This is a genomic window from Methylobacterium sp. CM6241 (genome assembly GCF_054817845.1).
The window spans coordinates 2,634,228-2,652,781 of the sequence record NZ_CM139246.1; the positions used below are offsets into that span (position 1 = coordinate 2,634,228).

Here is an 18,554-nt window from a genome sequence, read left to right on the forward strand (position 1 = left end):
GTAGGAAAAGGGCCCGGAGCAGCATTCAGGTCAGGCCCGTTCGGCATGAAGAAGATCGAAGCGATCATCAAGCCATTCAAGCTGGACGAGGTGAAGGAGGCCCTTCAAGAGGTCGGCCTTCAGGGCATCACCGTGATCGAAGCCAAGGGGTTCGGCCGGCAGAAGGGCCATACCGAGCTTTATCGCGGCGCCGAATACGTGGTCGATTTCCTGCCCAAGGTGAAGCTCGAGATCGTTCTCTCCGACGCTCTGGTCGAAGGTGCCGTGGAAGCCATCCGCAAGTCGGCCCAAACCGGACGCATCGGCGACGGCAAGATCTTCGTCTCGACCATCGAGGAAGCGATCCGCATCCGCACCGGCGAGACCGGCACCGACGCGATCTAGCGCCCGCTTCCGGCGGATGTTCCGGCATGGCTCCGGCCGGCCGGCGGCGGCGGTCGAACGGAACGATGGGGCGAAGGCGCCGGCCTGTTACAATCCGGCCAAGCGCGGCTCTAGCCTCGCGCCGTCCTAGAAGCTAAGTCCCTCGCGCACGCCCCTTCCCAATCCGCGGCACGCCACCGCGTGGTGCGGCAAAACCACGGCCGAGACAGGCTGAGCCTCGAAGGAGACACAGGGATGGCAAAGACCGCCGATCAGGTCCTCAAGGAAATCAAGGACAACGACGTCAAGTACGTCGATTTCCGCTTCACCGATCCCCGGGGCAAGTGGCAGCACGTCACGTTCGACGTGTCCCTCGTCGATGAGGAAATCTTCGCCGAAGGCACGATGTTCGACGGCTCGTCGATCGCCGGCTGGAAGGCGATCAACGAATCCGACATGCTGCTTATGCCCGACCCGGCGACGGCCTGCATGGACCCGTTCTTCTCGGCCTCCACCATGTCGATCGTCTGCGACGTGCTCGAGCCCTCGTCCGGTCTGCCGTATTCGCGCGATCCGCGCAGCACCGCCAAGCTCGCCGAGGCGTTCCTCAAGTCCACCGGCATCGGCGACACGATCTATGTCGGCCCCGAGGCCGAGTTCTTCGTGTTCGACGACGTGAAGTTCGGCTCCGATCCGTACCATACCGGCTTCCAGCTCGATTCGGTGGAACTGCCCACCAACGGCTTCACCGATTACGAGGGCGGCAACCTCGGCCACCGCGTCGCCACCAAGGGCGGCTACTTCCCGGTGCCGCCGCAGGATTCGGCGCAGGACATGCGCGGCGAGATGCTGGCCGCCATGCAGTCCATGGGCGTCAAGGTCGAGAAGCACCACCACGAGGTCGCCTCGGCCCAGCACGAGCTTGGCATGAAGTTCGACACGCTGACCCTGCTCGCCGACCACATGCAGATCTACAAATACGCGATCCACAACGTGGCGCAGAGCTACGGCAAGACCGCGACCTTCATGCCCAAGCCCGTCTACGGCGACAACGGCTCGGGCATGCACGTGCACCAGTCGATCTGGAAGGACGGCAAGCCGATCTTCGCCGGCGACAAGTACGCCGACCTCAGCCAGGAATGCCTCTGGTACATCGGCGGCATCATCAAGCACGCCAAGGCGCTGAACGCCTTCACCAACCCGTCCACCAACTCCTACAAGCGCCTGGTGCCCGGCTACGAGGCCCCCGTGCTGCTGGCCTACTCGGCCCGCAACCGCTCGGCCTCCTGTCGTATCCCGTGGACGACGAACCCGAAGGCCAAGCGCGTCGAGGTCCGCTTCCCCGACCCGATGGCGAACCCCTACCTCGCCTTCTCGGCCCTGTTGATGGCCGGCCTCGACGGCATCATCAACAAGATCGATCCGGGCCCGGCCATGGACAAGGATCTCTACGACCTGCCCCCGCGCGAGTTGAAGAAGATCCCCACCGTCTGCGGCAGCCTGCGTGAAGCCCTCACGAACCTCGACCGCGACCGCGGCTTCCTGAAGGCCGGCGGCGTGTTCTCGGACGACCAGATCGACTCCTTCATCGAACTGAAGATGACGGAAGTGATGCGCTACGAGATGACCCCGCATCCGGTCGAGTTCACGATGTACTACTCGCTCTGAGAGCGGGCCGGCCGGGCGGGCTCGCCCGGCTTTTCGGACGATGCGCGACGCCGGGGCCTCGAAAGGGGCTCCGGCGTTTCGCGTTTCAGTCGCTAAAAGTCTGTTTCATCGGATTCCTCGGCGGATTCTCATGCCCGGCGAATTTTTGCGGCAGAACCGAGTATCCAAACAGACCTCCTCATCCTGAGGCGCCGGAGCGTAGCGGAGGCCTCGAAGGAGCCCTCCAGCGGTCGCGCGATCCCTGGAAGGATCCTTCGAGGCCGCTGCGCGGCACCTCAGGCTGAGGTTAAAGCCTTGGAAAACAGCTCAAACAAGTTCTTAGACAGGAACACCGGAAATCAAACCGGAAGGAGTACCATCTCCGTCAAAAACTCCGCGTCGGCCGGTCGAGGACGCTGCGTCCCATCAGGCTGGCGGCGAGATCCGTCATCAGGATCGCGGTGCGGCCGCGCTCGTCGAGGAAGGGGTTGAGCTCGACGAGATCGAGGCTGCGGACGAGGCCGCTATCGTGCAGCATCTCCATGGCGAGATGCGCCTCGCGGAACGTCGCGCCGCCCGGAACCGTGGTGCCGACGCCCGGCGCGATGCCGGGATCGAGAAAATCGACGTCGAGGCTCACATGCAGCCATCCGCCGGCGGCGGCCACCCGTTCGAGGAAGGCCTTCAGCAGAATGCCGATGCCGAACTCGTCGATGGCGCGCATGTCGTGCACGGTGATCCCGGCCTCGCGGATCGTCCGCCGCTCCGCCGGATCGACGCTGCGCAGGCCGATCATGCAGACGTTGTGCGGTTTCACCGGCGCGACGGGCGGCGGCAGGTAGGGGGCGAACCCCTTGAGACCAAGGGCATAGGCCATCGGCACGCCATGGAGATTGCCGCTCGTCGTCGTCTCCAGGGTGTGGAGATCGGGATGCGCGTCGAGCCAGAGCACGTGCAACTCGCGGCCCGCCTCGGCCGCCCGCCGGCTCATGCCCGAGACCGTACCGGCCGAGAGGCTGTGATCGCCGCCGAGGAAGATCGGAAGGCCCTCGCCCCCGGCCCGATAGGCGGCCTCGCTGAGCGCCGACGTCCAGCGCGCGAAGTCGGAGAGGTTGGTCACGCTCGGATTGGGATGGGCGACGGCCTCGCCGGGGGGAGGGGCGATGTTCCCGCGATCCTCCACCACCAGGCCGAGGGAGGTGAGGGCGCCGCCCAAACCGGCGGCCCGGTAAGCGCTCGGGCCCATGTCGCAGCCCAGCCGGCTCGTGCCCTCCTGGACCGGCACGCCGATGAGGATGCAGCGTTTCTCGTCCATGGGTTCATTCTCCGATCCGCCGACACAATAGGGGCCGCGCACGACAGCCGTGAGGCGCGGGCCGGCGGATCGTCATGGCGCCGCAGGATCGGGACCAGCCCGGCCCTCCGCCCGAAGCAGCATCCCGAACAGGTCGCGGGGATCGTCCGGGTCCGCCAGCAGGTCGAGATCCTCGAAGAAGCCGGTGCCGGCCAGCACCGAGCGCAGGTATCGCAGGGCGGAGAAATCCTCGACCGCGAAACCGACGGAATCGAACAGCGTGATCTGCCTGTCGTCGCTCCGCCCCGGCACCTCGCCGGCGATCACCCGCCAGAGTTCGGTGACGGGGTGATCGGCCGGCAATTGCTGGATCTCGCCCTCAATCCGGGTCTGGGGCGCGTATTCGACGACGATGTCCGAACGGCGGAGGATGTCGGGGTGGAGCTCGGTCTTGCCGGGGCAATCCCCGCCGACGGCGTTGATGTGGATACCGGGGCCGACGAGGTTGTCGGTGAGGATGGTGGCGCATTGCTTGTCGGCCGTCGCTGTCGTGACGATATCGGCGCCTTCCACGGCCTCGGCGGTGCTCGAACAGATCGCGATCCGGAAGCCGAACCCCGCGAGGTTGCGCCGGCACTTGGCGCTGGCGGCCGGGTCGATGTCGTAGAGGCGCAGGGAATCGATGCCGATGAGGGCCTTGAAGGCCAGGGCCTGGAACTCGGCCTGGGCGCCGTTCCCGATGATCGCCATGGTCCGCGCATCTTTCGGGGCGAGGTATTTCGCCGCGACCGCCGACATGGCGGCGGTGCGCAGAGCCGTGAGGATCGTCATCTCGGTGAGCAGCATCGGATAACCGTTGCCGACATCGGCCAGCACGCCGAAGGCGGCCACGGTCTGGCGCCCGCTGCGGGCGTTCTTCGGGTGACCGTTGACGTATTTGAAGCCGTAGGTGGTGCCGTCGCTGGTCGGCATCAGTTCAATCACGCCGTCCGCGCTGTGGGAGGCCAGGCGCGGCTGCTTGTCGAACAGGTGCCAGCGCCGAAAATCCTCCTCGATCGTGGCGGCCAGTTCCCGCAGGAACCGCTCGACGCCGATCGCCAGGACGAGCCTCATCATGTTGTCGACGCTGACGAAGGGAACGACATTCAGTTTGTCCGCCATGACGCCTCGTCTCCCGGACCGATACCGAATCGATCATAGGCAGGATGCGCGCCCGCGCGAGGCGGCATAGCCCTTGCTGCGATGGGAGAGGGCGAAATGGGCAGGGCATCATGATCGGCACCTCTCGACCCGGTCGCTGTGAGGTCGCGTCGCGATGGGGTCGTTGATCGGATCGGACGGGGGACCAAGCGACTGGCGCCGGTCGGTACTGCGGCGGAAACCCGTATCCCCCGCGACGCAGGCTGCCGATGCCGGAGCCCGGCCCCTCGAACGCTCCATCGGCCTGTTCCGCCTCGTCATGCTCGGGGTCGGCGCCACGGTCGGCACCGGCATCTTCGTGATCCTGAGCGCGGCGGTGCCCGAGGCAGGACCCGCCATCCTGGTCTCGTTCCTGCTGGCCGCCGTCACGGCGGGCCTCACGGCGCTCTGCTACGCGGAACTGGCTTCGGCGCTTCCGCTCTCGGGCTCGTCCTATTCCTATGCTTACGCCACCCTCGGGGAACTCGCGGCCTTCCTGGTCGGGGCCTGCCTCCTCCTCGAATACGCGGTCTCCGCCTCGGCCATCGCCGTCGGATGGGGCCAGTATCTCAACGAGGTCTTCGGTGCGCTCCTCGGCTGGACCATGCCCGATTCCATCAGCCAGCCCCCCGGCCGGGGCGGCTACGTCAACCTGCCGGCCATCGTCCTCATCGGCCTGTGCACCCTGCTGCTCCTGCGCGGCACCGCCGAATCCACTGCGATCAACGCGGTCCTCGTGGTCCTGAAGCTCGCCGTGCTGGTGTTCTTCGCCGTCGTCGCCCTCACGGCGTTCGAGCCTGCGAACCTCACGCCCTTCGCTCCCCTCGGCTGGGCCGGGATCGGCACTGCTGCCTCGACGATCTTCTTCTCCTATATCGGCCTCGATACGATCTCGACGGCGAGCGAGGAGGTGCGCGACCCGGCGCGCACGCTGCCCCTGGGCATCCTCGCCTCCCTGGTCATCGTCACCGCGATCTACCTCCTCGTCGCCCTCGCGGGGATCGGAGCCCAACCCTGGACGCACTTTGCCGGGCAGGATGCCGGGCTGGCGGTGATCCTGCGCAACGTCACCGGGACGGCCTGGCCGGCCCTCGTCCTGTCGATCGGGGCGGTCATCTCCATCTTCTCCGTGACCCTGGTGACGATGTATGGCCAGACCCGCATCCTCTTCGCCATGAGCCGGGACGGGCTGCTGCCGACGCTGTTCCAGCGCGTGGACCGGCGCAGCCGGAGCCCGAACGCCAACACGCTAGCGGTGGGATTCTTCGTCGCCTCGCTGGCGGCGCTCGTTCCCCTCGACGTGCTCGCCAACCTCACCAGCATGGGCACCCTCGTGGCCTTCACGGCGGTTTCCCTCAGCGTGATCATCCTGCGCCGGCGGCGCCCCGACTTGCCGCGAGGATTTCGCGTGCCGTTCTACCCGCTCGTGCCACTCGCGAGCCTCGCCTGCTGCCTGATGCTCATCGCGGCGCTGCCACGGGACACCTACCTGCTCTTCGCGCTCTGGATCGGTGTCGCGCTGGTGATCTACACCGCCTATTCCCAGCGTCATTCGCGACTGGCTCGGGCCTGAGAGCCGGTCTGATGAGGTTTCTCTGCGTATCGTCTTGCCAGGATCGATCATCCAAGCCGACCACCTCATCCTGAGGTGACCTTTGCGCAAGCAAAGGGCCTTGAGGGAGACCTCAAGTTTGCTCATCGGCGACTGGAGGCCTCCTTCGAGGCCGCTTCGCGGCACCTCAGGATGAGGTGGTGCGTTGGAAAAAAATACCTCACATCTGCTCTGAGACCAGACTGCGACGAGCGTGCTTCATGGGCTTTGCCTGCCTGCGATGACACGGCGGAGGACCGGTTCCGCCCTGCAAGACGAGCCAGCGGGACTTGCGCCGCCGCGCCCCGGTTTCCAGCTGATATCGGCTGTTCCTCAAGCCGATCGAGTGTCGCGATGCCCCGCTTCTTCTTTCACACCCATATCGGCCGGGAGGTCATCGCCGATCCCACCGGCACCGAATTGCGGGATGCCGACCATGCCTGGGAGGTCGCCCGCGACACGATTCAGGCGACGATGAGCGAGGCGGAGGCCCAGGCCCGCCTGATGGGGGCAATTCTCGTCGTCACCGACGAATCCGGCGAAACGGTCCTCGAATTCCCGTTCTCCGAGGTGGTCACCCTCGCGCCGGAAGAGCCGGGCCCCACCGTGCATTGAGTGCCTGCGTGATTGGATGCTCATGCCGGAGCCGATCATCCCAGCAGACCACCTCATCCTGAGGTGCCCGCGTCAGCGGGCCTCGAAGGAGCCCTCCAGCGGGCGCGCGATCCCTGGAAGCCTCCTTCGAGGCCGCTGTGCGGCACCTCAGGATGAGGTGAAGCCCTGGGAAAAACAACGGAAACAAGCGGTGAGACGCCCCCGCGCCTCACCGGGTCTTCGGGGCCTCGCTTTCCATCGTCACGGCCTGCCGGATCGCCGCCAGAAGGGCGCCTTCGAACAGCAGGGCGGAGCCGTAATGGAACTCGAGGTCGAAGGGGCGGCGCGAGTTCATCGAGAGCGAGGCGCTCTGCATCGCCACGAGACGGCCCGACAGGTCGAACAGGCCGGAGCCCGAGCCGCCGAACCCGTCATTGCAATTGTGCCGGGCGCGGCGGATGTCGTCCTCCGTCGGCGGATCGATCTGGTGGATCGCGCAGGTCTCGGTGCTACTCGGCCCGCGATAATTCTCGTGCCCGCCGGGTGAGACCATCACCACGGGAATCTCCGCGACGCCCGTTGCCAGCGTCGGCGCTTCGGGCACCGGCTGCGGCGGCGCGCCGACCACCGCCTCGGTGAGGTCGAGCAAGGCCCAATCGTCGGTGATGTGCAGCGCCTTGGCGTCGGGCGCCGCGCCGAGACGCAGGCTCGCCGGCACGAAGCCGTAATTCCGCCCGCCGATCTGGAAGAAGCAATCCTCCACCTCCCGCGTCACCTCCATGCGGCGGTTGCGGAAATTGTGTGCGTTCATCACCACGAGGCGTGACGAACCGACGAGCCAGGCCGCCGCCGCCTTCTGCGGGATACCGTCCGGCCGGCGATGGCAGAACAGGACGCCCGCGCCGGGATAGCGGGTGATGTCGGCCCCCGTCAGATCGCGGCGCCCGTCATGCGGATAGAGGGCGGCCATGCGCCTTTCCTCCGCCGAGGCCGCCCCCGACACCATGATTGCGAGCCCGGCCAGCGCCCATCTCCGCAGCGGGCGGGACCGGCCATCGTGCCTCCGGCGGATCGAGCTTTCGGCTGCGACAGGAATCATCTGTGATGTGAACCGATGCTGATGCTGCGCCATCGCCGCTCGATCCGAGGAGGAGGGCGGTTCGGAATGTCGTCGGCCTCGCGCACGGGGCAGGGCCCCGCGGGGACCGCTTATTCCGGCGGGTCCTTCTTCACGGACACGCACATCTTCACCGCCGATTCCAGCTTGATCTCCCCCGGATTGCCGATATTCGCGGTCTCTTCCAGGCAGCGGATGAAGTAATTCTTGTCGAGCTCGACGTTCAGGCTGGAGAAGGCCTTGCCCATGCGGGTGGCGAAATCGATCTTCTCGTCCGTGGAGGCGCGGGGCCAGCGCGATACCTTGTCATCCATGGTCAACCGTGCCGCATCGGCAATCGACGGCAGGACAATCAGGCAAATCACGAGCGCAGTTGTTCTTCTGATCATCGGCATGTCTCGTTTTTGTTTCCTACCCACCATCAGTTTAGCGCTGGTCGGCAACGAGTAAAGCACAGGCTCACCGGCACAGGACGCTTTTCCTGCTGCGACACTGTGCATAAACCTTGCGCATCGCGACCGCACATCGTCCGGCTCCCGTGCTTCTGCGCCACCGAACACCGGACCGCTCCGTGAGGCCGACGACGACCGACCTGCAGCGCAAGTGCTTCGACCCACAGGGCAAGTGCTTCGACCGAAAGGGAAAGACCGGTCGTTCACCTATGTCGGTCTTCCGCAAGTCTTAGCCAGGATCACCCGCCAGACCGGGATAAAAGCATGGAACAACTTGCCAAATCATCCTGTAAAAAAAGGTTGAAGTGGCTAAAGACATCAGGCAAAGCAAATGATTATATAGCTAGCCGATGGATCAGTAATAAGTCTTTTATAAGAGCGGCCAGCGTCAGGTTATTCTTATAAATACGTTCATAATATCGATCGACTGACTGTTTGCTGAACCGGCGAAAGCAATGGCTGCGGCCGATCCCCTGGGGTCGAGCACGCGGCAGAAGGGCAGGAGACGCAGAATGAACAGGTTACTGAATTCAGTCTCGGTGCTGGCCGTCTTGGCCCTGGCACCGATCGGATTGTCAGGGATCGCCTCGGCCAACGACAAGCTCATCGATCTGTCGAACAGCGATGAAAACTGGGTGATGCCGGGCAAGAACTACGACTCGGACAATTACAGCAAGCTCAAGCAGATCAACACGACGAACGTGAAGGACCTCAAGGTCTCCTGGTCGTTCTCGACCGGCCTGCTCAACGGCCACGAGGGCGCGCCCGTCGTCGTCGACAACAAGATGTATATCCACACCTCCTTCCCGAACAACACCTTTGCTCTCGCCCTCGACGATCCGGGCAAGATCCTGTGGCAGGACAAGCCCAAGCAGAACCCGGCCGCCCGCGCCGTCGCCTGCTGCGATCTCGTCAATCGCGGTCTCGCCTACTGGCCCGGCGACGGAAAGACCCCGGCGCTGATCCTCAAGACCCTGCTCGACGGCAACGTCATGGCGCTCAACGCCGAGACCGGCGAGACGGTGTGGAAGGTCGAGAATTCCGACATCAAGGTCGGCTCCACGCTGACGATCGCCCCCTACGTGGTGAAGGACAAGGTCATCATCGGCTCCTCGGGCGCCGAGCTCGGCGTGCGCGGCTACCTCACCGCCTACGACGTGAAGACCGGTTCCCAGGTCTGGCGCGCCTACGCGACCGGCCCGGACAAGGACCTGCTGCTCGCCTCCGACTTCAACATCAAGAACCCCCATTACGGCCAGAAGAACCTCGGCACTTCCACCTGGGAGGGCGATGCCTGGAAGATCGGCGGCGGCACCAACTGGGGCTGGTATGCCTACGATCCCGGCACCAACCTGATCTACTTCGGCACCGGCAACCCGGCGCCGTGGAACGAGACCATGCGTCCCGGCGACAACAAGTGGACGATGACCATCTTCGGCCGCGACGCCGATACGGGTGAGGCCAAGTTCGGCTACCAGAAGACCCCGCACGACGAGTGGGATTACGCCGGCGTCAACGTGATGATGCTGTCGAACCAGAAGGACAAGGACGGCAAGGACCGCAAGCTCCTGACCCATCCGGACCGGAACGGCATCGTCTACACGCTCGACCGGACGGACGGCTCGCTCGTCTCGGCCAATAAGATCGACGACACCGTCAACGTGTTCAAGTCGGTGGACCTGAAGACCGGCCAGCCGGTGCGCGATCCCGAATACGGCACCCGCATGGACCACCTCGCCAAGGACATCTGTCCCTCGGCGATGGGCTACCACAACCAGGGCCACGATTCCTACGATCCCGAGCGCAAGCTCTTCTTCATGGGCATCAACCACATCTGCATGGATTGGGAGCCCTTCATGCTTCCCTACCGTGCCGGTCAGTTCTTCGTCGGTGCCACTCTGAACATGTATCCCGGCCCGAAGGGCGATCGCCAGAACTACGAAGGTCTGGGCCAGATCAAGGGCTACAACGCCATCACCGGCGAGTTCAAATGGGAGAAGATGGAGCGCTTCGCCGTGTGGGGCGGAACGACGGCGACCGCCGGCGGTCTCGTGTTCTACGGAACGCTGGACGGCTACATCAAGGCGCGCAACTCGGACAACGGAGACCTTCTCTGGAAGTTCAAGATGCCGTCGGGCGCCATCGGCTACCCGATCACCTACAGCCACAAGGGTGATCAGTACGTCGCCATCTACTACGGCGTCGGCGGCTGGCCGGGTGTCGGCCTCGTGTTCGACCTTCAGGACCCGACTGCCGGCCTCGGCGCGGTGGGCGCGTTCAAGAAGCTCGCCAACTACACCCAGATGGGCGGCGGCGTGATGGTGTTCTCGCTGAACGGCAAGGGGCCGTACGACGATCCGAGCATCGGTGAGTACCAGACCGCAGCCAAGTAACGGCTGCATCGGGAAACGAGCGCGTCCCTCTCCCCCTTGTGGGGAGAGGTTAGGAGTGGGGGTGGTTGGGTGACCCGCAGGCTGCAGAGGCCAGCGGAGCCACCCCCACCTCCAACTCCTCCCCACAATTTCGACGGATCTCAGGCAAGCCCGAGATCCGCTGGGGAGGAGGGCCGCGTCCCACTGCGCCGGCTCGATCCCAAAGAATCCGACCCATAAGAAACAACGGAAACGCTCTCATGTCCTTCGCCAAAGGATGCCTGTCCGTCGCGGCTCTCCTCGCCCTCGGCAGTGCCGCGTTCGCGCAGGCCGATACGAAATCCGCGCCCGACGACACCGTGCTCCGGGTCTGCGCGGCCAACCAGCCGCCGCTCTCGATGAAGGACGGCTCCGGGCTCGAGAACCGCATCGTCTCCGCCGTGGCCGAGGCCATGGGGCGCAAGGCGCAGTTCGTCTGGTCCGACAAGGCGGCGATCTATCTCGTGCGCGACAGCCTCGACAAGAAGCTCTGCGACGTGGTGGTCGGCCTCGACAGCGACGACCCGCGCGTGCTGACCACGAAGCCCTATTACCGCAGCGGCTACGTCTTCATCACCCGCGCCGACCGGGACCTCGACATCAAGTCCTGGTCCGATCCGCGCCTGAAGACGATCGACCACATGGTCGTCGGTTTCGGCACGCCGGGCGAGGCAATGCTGAAGGATATCGGCCGCTACGAGGAGGACATGGCCTACCTCTATTCGCTGGTGAACTTCCGCGCGGCCCGCAACACCTACACGCAGATCGACCCGGCCCGGATGGTCAGCGAAGTCGTCGCCAACAAGGCCGACGTCGCCGTGGCCTTCGCGCCGGACGTCGCCCGCTACGTCAAGGATTCGAGCCAGCCCCTGCGCATGAATCCGGTGCCGGACGATACGGTGCGCAGCGACGGCCAGAAGGTGCCGCAGAGCTTCGACCAGTCCATGGGCGTCCGCCGCGACGACCAGGCCCTCAAGACGGCCCTCGACGCCGCGATCGCCAAGGCTCGCCCGCAGATCGAGGCGATCCTCCGCCAGGACGGCGTGCCCGTCACCCCCGTTTCCAACTGATCCTCCGAACCCTGTCCCGCGTCGCCGGTGCGCTGAGCACCGGTACGCCCACCTCGGCCGCAAGTCCGGGGATAAACAGAGCAAATCGATGCGTCACACGAACCGTGTCCTCGCCGCCCTTCTCGGGCTCGGCCTCGCCTCCGCCGGTCTGGCGGCCCTGGCCCAGCCCTCCGCGGGCCCCTCGACGGGGATCACTTTCCGCAACACCGTGACCGGCGAAGAATTGAACGTCTCGGAAGGCAAGGAAGGCGGGCGCGACACTCCCGCCGTCAAGGAGTTCTTCCAGACCGGCAAGAACCTCTACATCGACGACAAGTCCTGCCTGCGTAACGGCGAGTCGCTGTTCGCGACCTCGTGCTCCGGCTGTCACGGCCACCTCGCCGAAGGCAAGCTCGGCCCCGGCCTCAACGACAATTACTGGACCTATCCGTCCAACACCGAGGATACCGGCCTGTTCGCCACCATCTTCGGCGGCGCCAACGGCATGATGGGTCCGCACAACGAGAACCTGACGCCCGACGAGATGCTGCAGACGATCGCCTGGATCCGGCACCTCTATACCGGTCCGGTCAAGGACGCCGTCTGGCTCAACGACGAGCAGAAGAAGAAATACACGCCCTACAAGCAGGGCGAGACCTTCCCCAAGGACGCTCCGGGCCAGTGCCCACCGCTGGAGTAGCAGTCTTGGGAAGTCACGTCGCGCGAGGATGCCTCGCGCGGTGAGCGAGAAGCGGCGAACGCCGTAACAATCAAACCAGAGGAAACGACCATGCGGACACTCATCACGGCTCTCGCAATCGGTGCGGGCGCGCTGCTCGCCGTTCCCGCGCTCGCCTATGACGGCACCAAGTGCAAGGCCGCCGGCGATTGCTGGCAGCCCAAGCCCGGCTTCCCCGAGAAGATCGCCGGCACGAAATACGACCCGAAGCACGATCCGAAAGAGCTGAACAAGCAGTCGGAGTCGATCAGGCTGATGGAAGAGCGCAACAAGAAGCGCATCGAAGCCGCCAAGAAGACCGGCAAGTTCGAATACGACGTCACCAAGATTTCCTCCAACTGACGTCGTCGCCGCTCATCGCTTTGGGCGGCCATCACGGTGACCGCGATCCCCTCAGGCGCCTGGACCGCTCCGTCCGGGGATCGCGGTCGCTGTCCTCAAAGGCAAACCCCATGAACGACATCCGCTCCGGCGACGCGATGCTCACCGATTGGCGCGAGGCGGCCGGCCGTTTCGAGCGCGCGGTCCGCGGCGCCGTGGTGGGCCAGGACCGGGCGATCCGGCTTCTCACCATCGCTCTCTTCGCCCGGGGCCACGTGCTGCTGGAAGGCGATGTCGGCGTCGGCAAGACCACCCTGTTGCGCGCCGTGGCGCGGGCGCTCGGCGGCGCCTACGAGCGCATCGAGGGCACGGTGGACATGATGCCGTCCGACCTCATCTATCACACCTACCTCGCCGATGACGGCCGCCCGCGCGTGGAGCCGGGGCCGGTGCTGCGGCAATCCGAAGACCTCTCGATCTTCTTCTTCAACGAGATCAACCGCGCGCGTCCGCAGGTCCATTCGCTCCTGCTCCGCCTCATGGCCGAGCGCAGCCTGACCGCGTTCAACCGCGAATACCGTTTCCCCAACCTCCAGGTCTTCGCCGACCGCAACCGCGTCGAGCGCGAGGAAACCTTCGAGCTTCCGGCCGCCGCCCGCGACCGGTTCCTGATGGAGATCGGGCTCGAAGCCCCGCGCGATGCCGAGGCGCGCCGCGCCCTCGTCTTCCATCCGCGCTTCCACGATACCGACGCCCTCATCGCCGGCATCGACGGCGGCGTCCTCGATCACGCCGCCATGGCCGGGATCGGCGCGGCGATCCAGCACGGCATCCAGGCGAGCCCGGCCATCGAGGCCTACGTGGTCGGCCTGTGGGAAGCCCTGGTCCGCCCGCACGAGGCCGGCATCCGCCTTCCCGGCATCGACATGTCGGCGCTGATCCAGGGCGGGGCCTCGCCGCGCGGCGTCGCCTTCCTCGTCCGCGCCGCCCGCGTCCGCGCCTGGCTGGAGGGCCGCGACTGGCTCGTGCCCGAGGATATCCGGGCGATCTTCCCCGAGGTGATGGCCCACCGTGTCTTCCTCGAGCCGATCTACGAGATGCGCCGCAGCACCATCGTGCCGGAGCTCTGCCGCGCCGTGTTCGACACCGTGCCCGCCCCGTGACGGCGCCCGAGAGAACGCCCCGGGAGCCGACGCCGGACATCGTCTATCGCCCGCGCGGCCGCGTGCCCGGCACGATGGCGGGTGCCCATCGCGGCCGCGATGCCGGCGGTCTCGGCACCTTCCGCGACCAGGTGCCGTTCCTGCGCATGCCGGATGCCCGCCGCATCGACGTCCGCGCCACCCTGCGCGACCCGTTCGAAGGCACCTATGTCCGGCGGTTCGAGAGCCGCACGGCGCTCGAAATCTGGGCACTGGTCGACCTCACCGCCTCCATGCGCTTCTCCGGCGAGGCGGACCGGGTGGGGCTCGTCTCGTCCTTCTGCGGCTGCCTCGCCGCCTCGGCCACGCGCATCGGCGACGCCTTCGGCCTGATCGGCTGCGATGCCGCCCTGCGGGAGGACGTGTTCCTGCCCGCGAGCCGTCGCCGCAGCATTGCCGGCGACGTGGTCTCCCGGCTGACGGACGCCGCCTGTACCGGCGACCGCGCGGACGGGATGGGGCAGGCGGCCCGCCGCCTCGTCGGCCGTCCCAAGATCGTGTTCCTGGTCTCCGACTTTCGCTGGCCGGAGGCACTCATCGCCGAGACTTTCGCGAGCCTGTCGCGCCACGACCTCGTGCCGGTGGTCCTAGCCGATGCTGCCGAGGAAGACGGCCTGCCCGAATGGGGCCTGATGGAACTCGACGATCTCGAAGGTGCCGGCCGCCGCGTGGTCTTCATGCGCCCGAGCCTGCGCCGCCGCTGGATCGCGCGCGAGGCGGAGCGGGCGGAGACCCTGCGCCGGATCGCCTCCACCTATGGGCGACCGCCTTTCCGCCTCGCGGGCCGCTTCGACCCGGACGCGATCAGCCGCCACCTCCTGGCGAGTTGAGGCATCCCATGCGCCGCCTCGCCCCGCTCCTGTTCCTGCTCTGCTCGTCGCTCGCCGCCCAGTCCCAGGTGCGGACCGTCGAGGTGCGCACGCCGCGCCCGTTCGGCTACTTCCTCGGCGATCTCGTCCGCGCCCAGGTCGATATCGTGGTCGAGCCGGGTTTTGCCCTGCAGGCCGCCTCGCTGCCCCAGCCCGGCGCGATCACCTATTGGCTCGACCTTCGCACCGTCGCGGTGACGCAGGCATCCGTGGGCGGCGGCAGCCGGGTGCGCCTCGATCTCACCTACCAGAACTTCTACGCCGCCCTCGATGCCCGCGCCCTGGAGATCCCCGGTTTCGTCGTCACCTTCGTGAGCGAGACGGACACGGGCGCGACCACGGCCAAGGCCCAGGTTCCGCCGTGGTCGTTCAACATCTCGCCCCTGCGCGAGGTCCAGCCGCCGGCTCAGGAAGACCCGAGGAACTACCTGCGTCCGGACGGGCGGGTCGCCTCCCTCGACACGCAACCCCTCGTCGTCGGAAGCGCCGGCTTCATGGCCATGGCCCTGCTGGCCTTCGCCGGCCTTGCCTGGGACCGGACATGGTGGCCCTTCGCCAAGCGCGAAGGACGCGCCTTCGCGGCGTGCCTGCGCCGCCTACGCGTCCTCGCCGGACGGGGGGATGACGAGGCGGCCTACGAGACCGCCCTTCTCGCGCTTCACCGGGCGCTGGACGAGACCGACGGGCGCCGGGTCCTGGCCGACGACCTGCCGGCCTTCCTCACCCGCCATCCCGCCTATGCGCGGGAGCGTGCCGGCCTCGCCGCCTTCCTCGACGCGTCGCGTCACAGCTTCTTCGGACCCGGTCCGGCCGCCGCCATGCAGCGTCTGCCCTTGGCCGACGTCGTCGCCCTGACCCGGAAACTCACCGCCATCGAGCGGCAATCATGAACGAGCCGAAAACCCGTCCGATGGCGGTCGAAGCATGGGTCTGATGGCGGTGGTGTCATGCGCCTGATGGCGGATTTTCCCTGGGTCTTGTGGCTGCTGCCTTTGGCGCTGCTGCCGCTCGCCGCGTCGAGCCAGCGGGTCACCCCGCTGTCGAGCATCGCGGCCAGCCCCGTCGACGGCCTGTCGCGCCTCATCGGCTGGAGCCTGCGCCTCGCCGGCATCCTCGCCATCGGCGGCCTCGTCGTCGCCCTGTCCGGCCCCTATCGCCAGGGCGAGACCATCACCCGGACCGGCATCGGCGCCCAGGTCTCGATCCTTGTCGACCGCTCGGGAAGCATGAACGAGACCTTCGCCGGGATGCAGCCCTCCGGTGCCGAGGAATCGAAGGCGGCGGCCTCGCGCCGGCTGCTCGGCGAGTTCGTCGGCAGCCGCGCCCATGACCAGTTCGCCGTCTCGGCCTTCTCCACGGCCCCCATGCTGGTGGTGCCGATGACCGATCGGCACGAGGCGGTCCGCGCGGCCATCGCCGCCATCGACCGGCCGGGCCTCGACTACACCAACGTGGCGCGCGGCCTCGGCATGGCGCTCTCACAGTTCGGCGCCAGTACCGCCAATGTCTCGCGCGCCCTGCTCATCGTCTCGGACGGCGCTGCGGTGATCAATCCCCGCGTCCAGGGGACGTTGCGCGCCGAATTCTCGCGTATTCGTCCCAACCTCTACTGGCTTTTCCTGCGGACGAAGGGCTCGCCCTCCATCTCCGACCGGCCATCGGGCGAGGACACCCCTCAGGCCGCGCCCGAACGTCATCTCGATCTGTTCTTCAAAAGCCTCGGCATCCCCTACCGCGCCTTCGAGGCCGAGGGCGCCGAGGCGGTGGCCGATGCCATCGGCCAGATCGAGCGCCTTGAGCGCGACCCGATCCCCTATATCGAGCAGCGGCCACGGCGCGACCTCGCGGGATGGGCCTATGGAATCAACCTGTTAGGCCTGATCCTGCTCGTCGCGGCCAAGCTCGCCGAGGCGGATCTCAGCTTGCGCCGGCCTGTGGTTTCCGCCTCCGCCGCGCCGGCTCCCCAGCCGCAGAGGCTCGCCGCATGAAGGCGTCTGTGAAACCAATATCGCCGCAGCGCGCCAACCCTCCCCCCTCTGCGGGGGAGGGTGGTCGCGGAGCGACCGGGAGAGGGGGCGACCTCTCCGGACAACGCGCTCCCCTCTCCCGACCCTCGCTGACGCGAGGGCCACCCTCTCCCGCAGAGGGGAGAGGGGGAGCCGGTGCAATGCTAGGCAATGCCCTGCGCCGCGCCCGACCGCACCTCCTCCTCGCCCTGCCGATCTTGCTGCTCCTCGTGGCCCTCGGCTTCGGCGCGGCGGCCTGGCGGGCAGCGCGCGACAATGCTGCGATCGCGGCTCTGGTGGCTGGCAGGGACGTTCCCGTTTCCCTCGACGCCCCGGGACAGCTCCTGCTGGCGCGGGTGCAGCATCTCGCCCGTCGTGGCGTGACCGAGGAGATCGAGCCGCTGATCGAATCCCTCGACCGCCGGGGGGAGACCGACCTCTCCGCTCGCGCCCGTTATGCGCTCGGCAATGCCCGCCTGCGCCAGGCCTTCGACCATCTGGAACGGAGCAACCTCGATCCGGCCGGACCGCTCATCACCTTGGCCCGTCAGGATTATCGGCGCGCGCTCCAGGGCCGGCCAGACCTCTGGGACGCCAAGTTCAACCTCGACGTGGCCTCGCGCCTGCTCCGCGACTTTCCCGAATTCGATCGCAAGACCGGCGACGAGCTGAAGGCCGAACCGAAGAAGATCTGGACCGAGATCCCCGGCCAGCCGCGGGGCGAGCCATGAGAGCGCCCGGCCTCGTCCGGCGAAACCTGCGCGACCGGCGGTTCCGACTCCTGGCCGCCGCACTGGCGCTCGTGGGGCTGACCTTTGTGGCTCGCCCCCTGCCGCTGACCCGCAACGGCGTCGAGATTCTGGCGGTCCTCGACATCACCGGCAGCATGAATGTCCGCGATTACGTCGGCGCGGACGGCAAACCGCAGAGCCGCCTGGAGACGGCGAAGGCCGCCTTACGCGAACTCGTCACCTCGCTGCCCTGCGGGTCGCGGGTGGCACTGGGCCTGTTCACCGAGCGCCGGCCGTTCCTGCTGTTCACCCCCATCGAAGTCTGCGCCGATTTCGCACCCTTGGACGGTGCGCTGGGCGCCCTGGATTGGCGCATGGCCTGGGAAGGCGACAGCCGCATCTCGGCCGGGCTGTTCCGCTCGGTGGAAATGGCGGCCAGTCTCGGCACCGACCTCGTCTTCATCACCGATGGCCACGAAGCGCCGCCCCTGCCCAGCACCGGCGGACCCGCCTTCGACGGCAAGCCGGGCGCCGTGCGCGGCCTCATCGTCGGAGCGGGGGCCTACGCCCTGTCGCCGATCCCACGCTACAACGATCGCGGCCGCGAGACCGGATTCTATGGCTCGGGCGACGTCCAGCAGGAGAACCGGTTCGGCCCGCCCCCCGCCGATGCCGAGAGCCGCGAGGGCTACAACCCGCGCAACGCCCCCTTCGGCGCTGCGGCGGCCTCCGGCACCGAGCATCTCTCCTCGGTGCGGGAGCCCTACCTCAAGACCCTCGCTCAGGCGACGGGCCTGACCTACGCCCATCTCGACGGCCCTGCCGGGCTCGGCCCCGCGCTGGTCCGCGCGGCGACCCCGCGCCCGCTCCCGGGCAGCCTCGACCTGCGCCCCGTCTTCGGCGGGATCGCCCTCGCGCTGATCCTCGCCGTCTTCGCCGCCCCTCTGTTCGGGGCCGGCCGTTTTGTCCTGGTAAAAAAGGTCTGATCG

General features: G+C 67.0%; 18 protein-coding genes. 14 read left to right on the top strand and 4 right to left on the bottom strand.

Going from position 1 to position 18,554, the window contains the following annotated elements; genetic code table 11:
- Positions 1-45 precede the first annotated feature (45 nt).
- Both ACYQR9_RS12225 and glnA read left to right on the top strand, forming a co-directional pair.
- Positions 46-384 carry a P-II family nitrogen regulator gene (locus tag ACYQR9_RS12225; protein WP_003600526.1) on the top strand — a complete coding sequence of 113 codons (339 nt, stop codon included), beginning with the start codon at positions 46-48 and terminating at the stop codon, positions 382-384.
- Between the two features lie 234 nt (positions 385-618).
- Complete coding sequence (gene glnA / locus ACYQR9_RS12230; protein ID WP_056430308.1) at positions 619-2,031, top strand: type I glutamate--ammonia ligase; 1,413 nt, start codon at positions 619-621, stop codon at positions 2,029-2,031.
- Between the two features lie 364 nt (positions 2,032-2,395).
- Here the strand turns inward: glnA and rocF are convergent, their stop codons facing one another.
- The gene (rocF, locus tag ACYQR9_RS12235) at positions 2,396-3,325 is read right to left on the bottom strand and encodes an arginase (RefSeq protein WP_461226420.1); all 930 of its coding nucleotides are present in this window, start codon (positions 3,323-3,325) and stop codon (positions 2,396-2,398) included.
- Positions 3,326-3,397: 72 nt separating this feature from the next.
- Positions 3,398-4,465: an ornithine cyclodeaminase gene (locus ACYQR9_RS12240; RefSeq protein ID WP_461226422.1), complete on the bottom strand. Its 1,068-nt coding sequence runs from the start codon at positions 4,463-4,465 to the stop codon at positions 3,398-3,400.
- A gap of 154 nt (positions 4,466-4,619) precedes the next feature.
- On the opposite strand from ACYQR9_RS12240, the gene ACYQR9_RS12245 reads away from it, so the two are divergent.
- Together ACYQR9_RS12245 and ACYQR9_RS12250 are read left to right on the top strand one after the other, a co-directional pair.
- The gene (locus ACYQR9_RS12245) at positions 4,620-6,056 is read left to right on the top strand and encodes an amino acid permease (protein WP_461226424.1); all 1,437 of its coding nucleotides are present in this window, start codon (positions 4,620-4,622) and stop codon (positions 6,054-6,056) included.
- A 372-nt stretch (positions 6,057-6,428) separates the two neighbouring features.
- A complete protein-coding gene (locus tag ACYQR9_RS12250; RefSeq protein ID WP_056430323.1) occupies positions 6,429-6,689 on the top strand; it encodes a DUF6894 family protein in 261 nt (86 codons plus the stop codon).
- A 208-nt stretch (positions 6,690-6,897) separates the two neighbouring features.
- On the opposite strand, the gene ACYQR9_RS12255 is transcribed toward ACYQR9_RS12250, so the two are convergent.
- Both ACYQR9_RS12255 and ACYQR9_RS12260 read right to left on the bottom strand, forming a co-directional pair.
- The gene (locus ACYQR9_RS12255) at positions 6,898-7,674 is read right to left on the bottom strand and encodes a serine protease (protein WP_461226426.1); all 777 of its coding nucleotides are present in this window, start codon (positions 7,672-7,674) and stop codon (positions 6,898-6,900) included.
- A gap of 203 nt (positions 7,675-7,877) precedes the next feature.
- Complete coding sequence (locus ACYQR9_RS12260; RefSeq protein WP_461226428.1) at positions 7,878-8,180, bottom strand: hypothetical protein; 303 nt, start codon at positions 8,178-8,180, stop codon at positions 7,878-7,880.
- Between the two features lie 569 nt (positions 8,181-8,749).
- Between ACYQR9_RS12260 and ACYQR9_RS12265 the strand changes: the two genes are divergently transcribed.
- From ACYQR9_RS12265 to ACYQR9_RS12310, 10 genes are all read left to right on the top strand, one after another.
- Positions 8,750-10,630, top strand: coding sequence for a methanol/ethanol family PQQ-dependent dehydrogenase (locus ACYQR9_RS12265; protein WP_461226430.1), 1,881 nt, complete (start codon positions 8,750-8,752; stop codon positions 10,628-10,630).
- 239 nt (positions 10,631-10,869) lie between these two features.
- The gene (gene moxJ, locus ACYQR9_RS12270; RefSeq protein ID WP_311274746.1) at positions 10,870-11,718 is read left to right on the top strand and encodes a methanol oxidation system protein MoxJ; all 849 of its coding nucleotides are present in this window, start codon (positions 10,870-10,872) and stop codon (positions 11,716-11,718) included.
- 88 nt (positions 11,719-11,806) lie between these two features.
- Positions 11,807-12,397, top strand: coding sequence for a cytochrome c(L), periplasmic (gene moxG / locus ACYQR9_RS12275; protein ID WP_056430336.1), 591 nt, complete (start codon positions 11,807-11,809; stop codon positions 12,395-12,397).
- Positions 12,398-12,487: 90 nt separating this feature from the next.
- On the top strand, positions 12,488-12,778 hold the full coding sequence (locus tag ACYQR9_RS12280) for a methanol dehydrogenase [cytochrome c] subunit (protein ID WP_018044532.1): 291 nt from the start codon (positions 12,488-12,490) through the stop codon (positions 12,776-12,778).
- A gap of 110 nt (positions 12,779-12,888) precedes the next feature.
- Positions 12,889-13,920, top strand: coding sequence for an AAA family ATPase (locus ACYQR9_RS12285; protein ID WP_461226432.1), 1,032 nt, complete (start codon positions 12,889-12,891; stop codon positions 13,918-13,920).
- Positions 13,917-14,789: a DUF58 domain-containing protein gene (locus ACYQR9_RS12290; protein WP_461226434.1), complete on the top strand. Its 873-nt coding sequence runs from the start codon at positions 13,917-13,919 to the stop codon at positions 14,787-14,789. Before ACYQR9_RS12285 ends, ACYQR9_RS12290 begins: the two co-directional genes overlap by 4 nt.
- An 8-nt stretch (positions 14,790-14,797) precedes the next feature.
- Entirely contained in the window at positions 14,798-15,718 is a 921-nt protein-coding gene (locus ACYQR9_RS12295) for a nonribosomal peptide synthetase MxaA (protein WP_461226436.1), read from the top strand.
- Positions 15,719-15,775: 57 nt separating this feature from the next.
- Positions 15,776-16,816, top strand: a complete 1,041-nt coding sequence (locus ACYQR9_RS12300) for a vWA domain-containing protein (RefSeq protein WP_461226438.1) — start codon at positions 15,776-15,778, stop codon at positions 16,814-16,816.
- 179 nt (positions 16,817-16,995) lie between these two features.
- Positions 16,996-17,565: an MxaK protein gene (locus ACYQR9_RS12305; protein ID WP_461226439.1), complete on the top strand. Its 570-nt coding sequence runs from the start codon at positions 16,996-16,998 to the stop codon at positions 17,563-17,565.
- Positions 17,562-18,551 carry a vWA domain-containing protein gene (locus ACYQR9_RS12310; protein ID WP_461226440.1) on the top strand — a complete coding sequence of 330 codons (990 nt, stop codon included), beginning with the start codon at positions 17,562-17,564 and terminating at the stop codon, positions 18,549-18,551. Before ACYQR9_RS12305 ends, ACYQR9_RS12310 begins: the two co-directional genes overlap by 4 nt.
- Positions 18,552-18,554 lie beyond the last annotated feature (3 nt).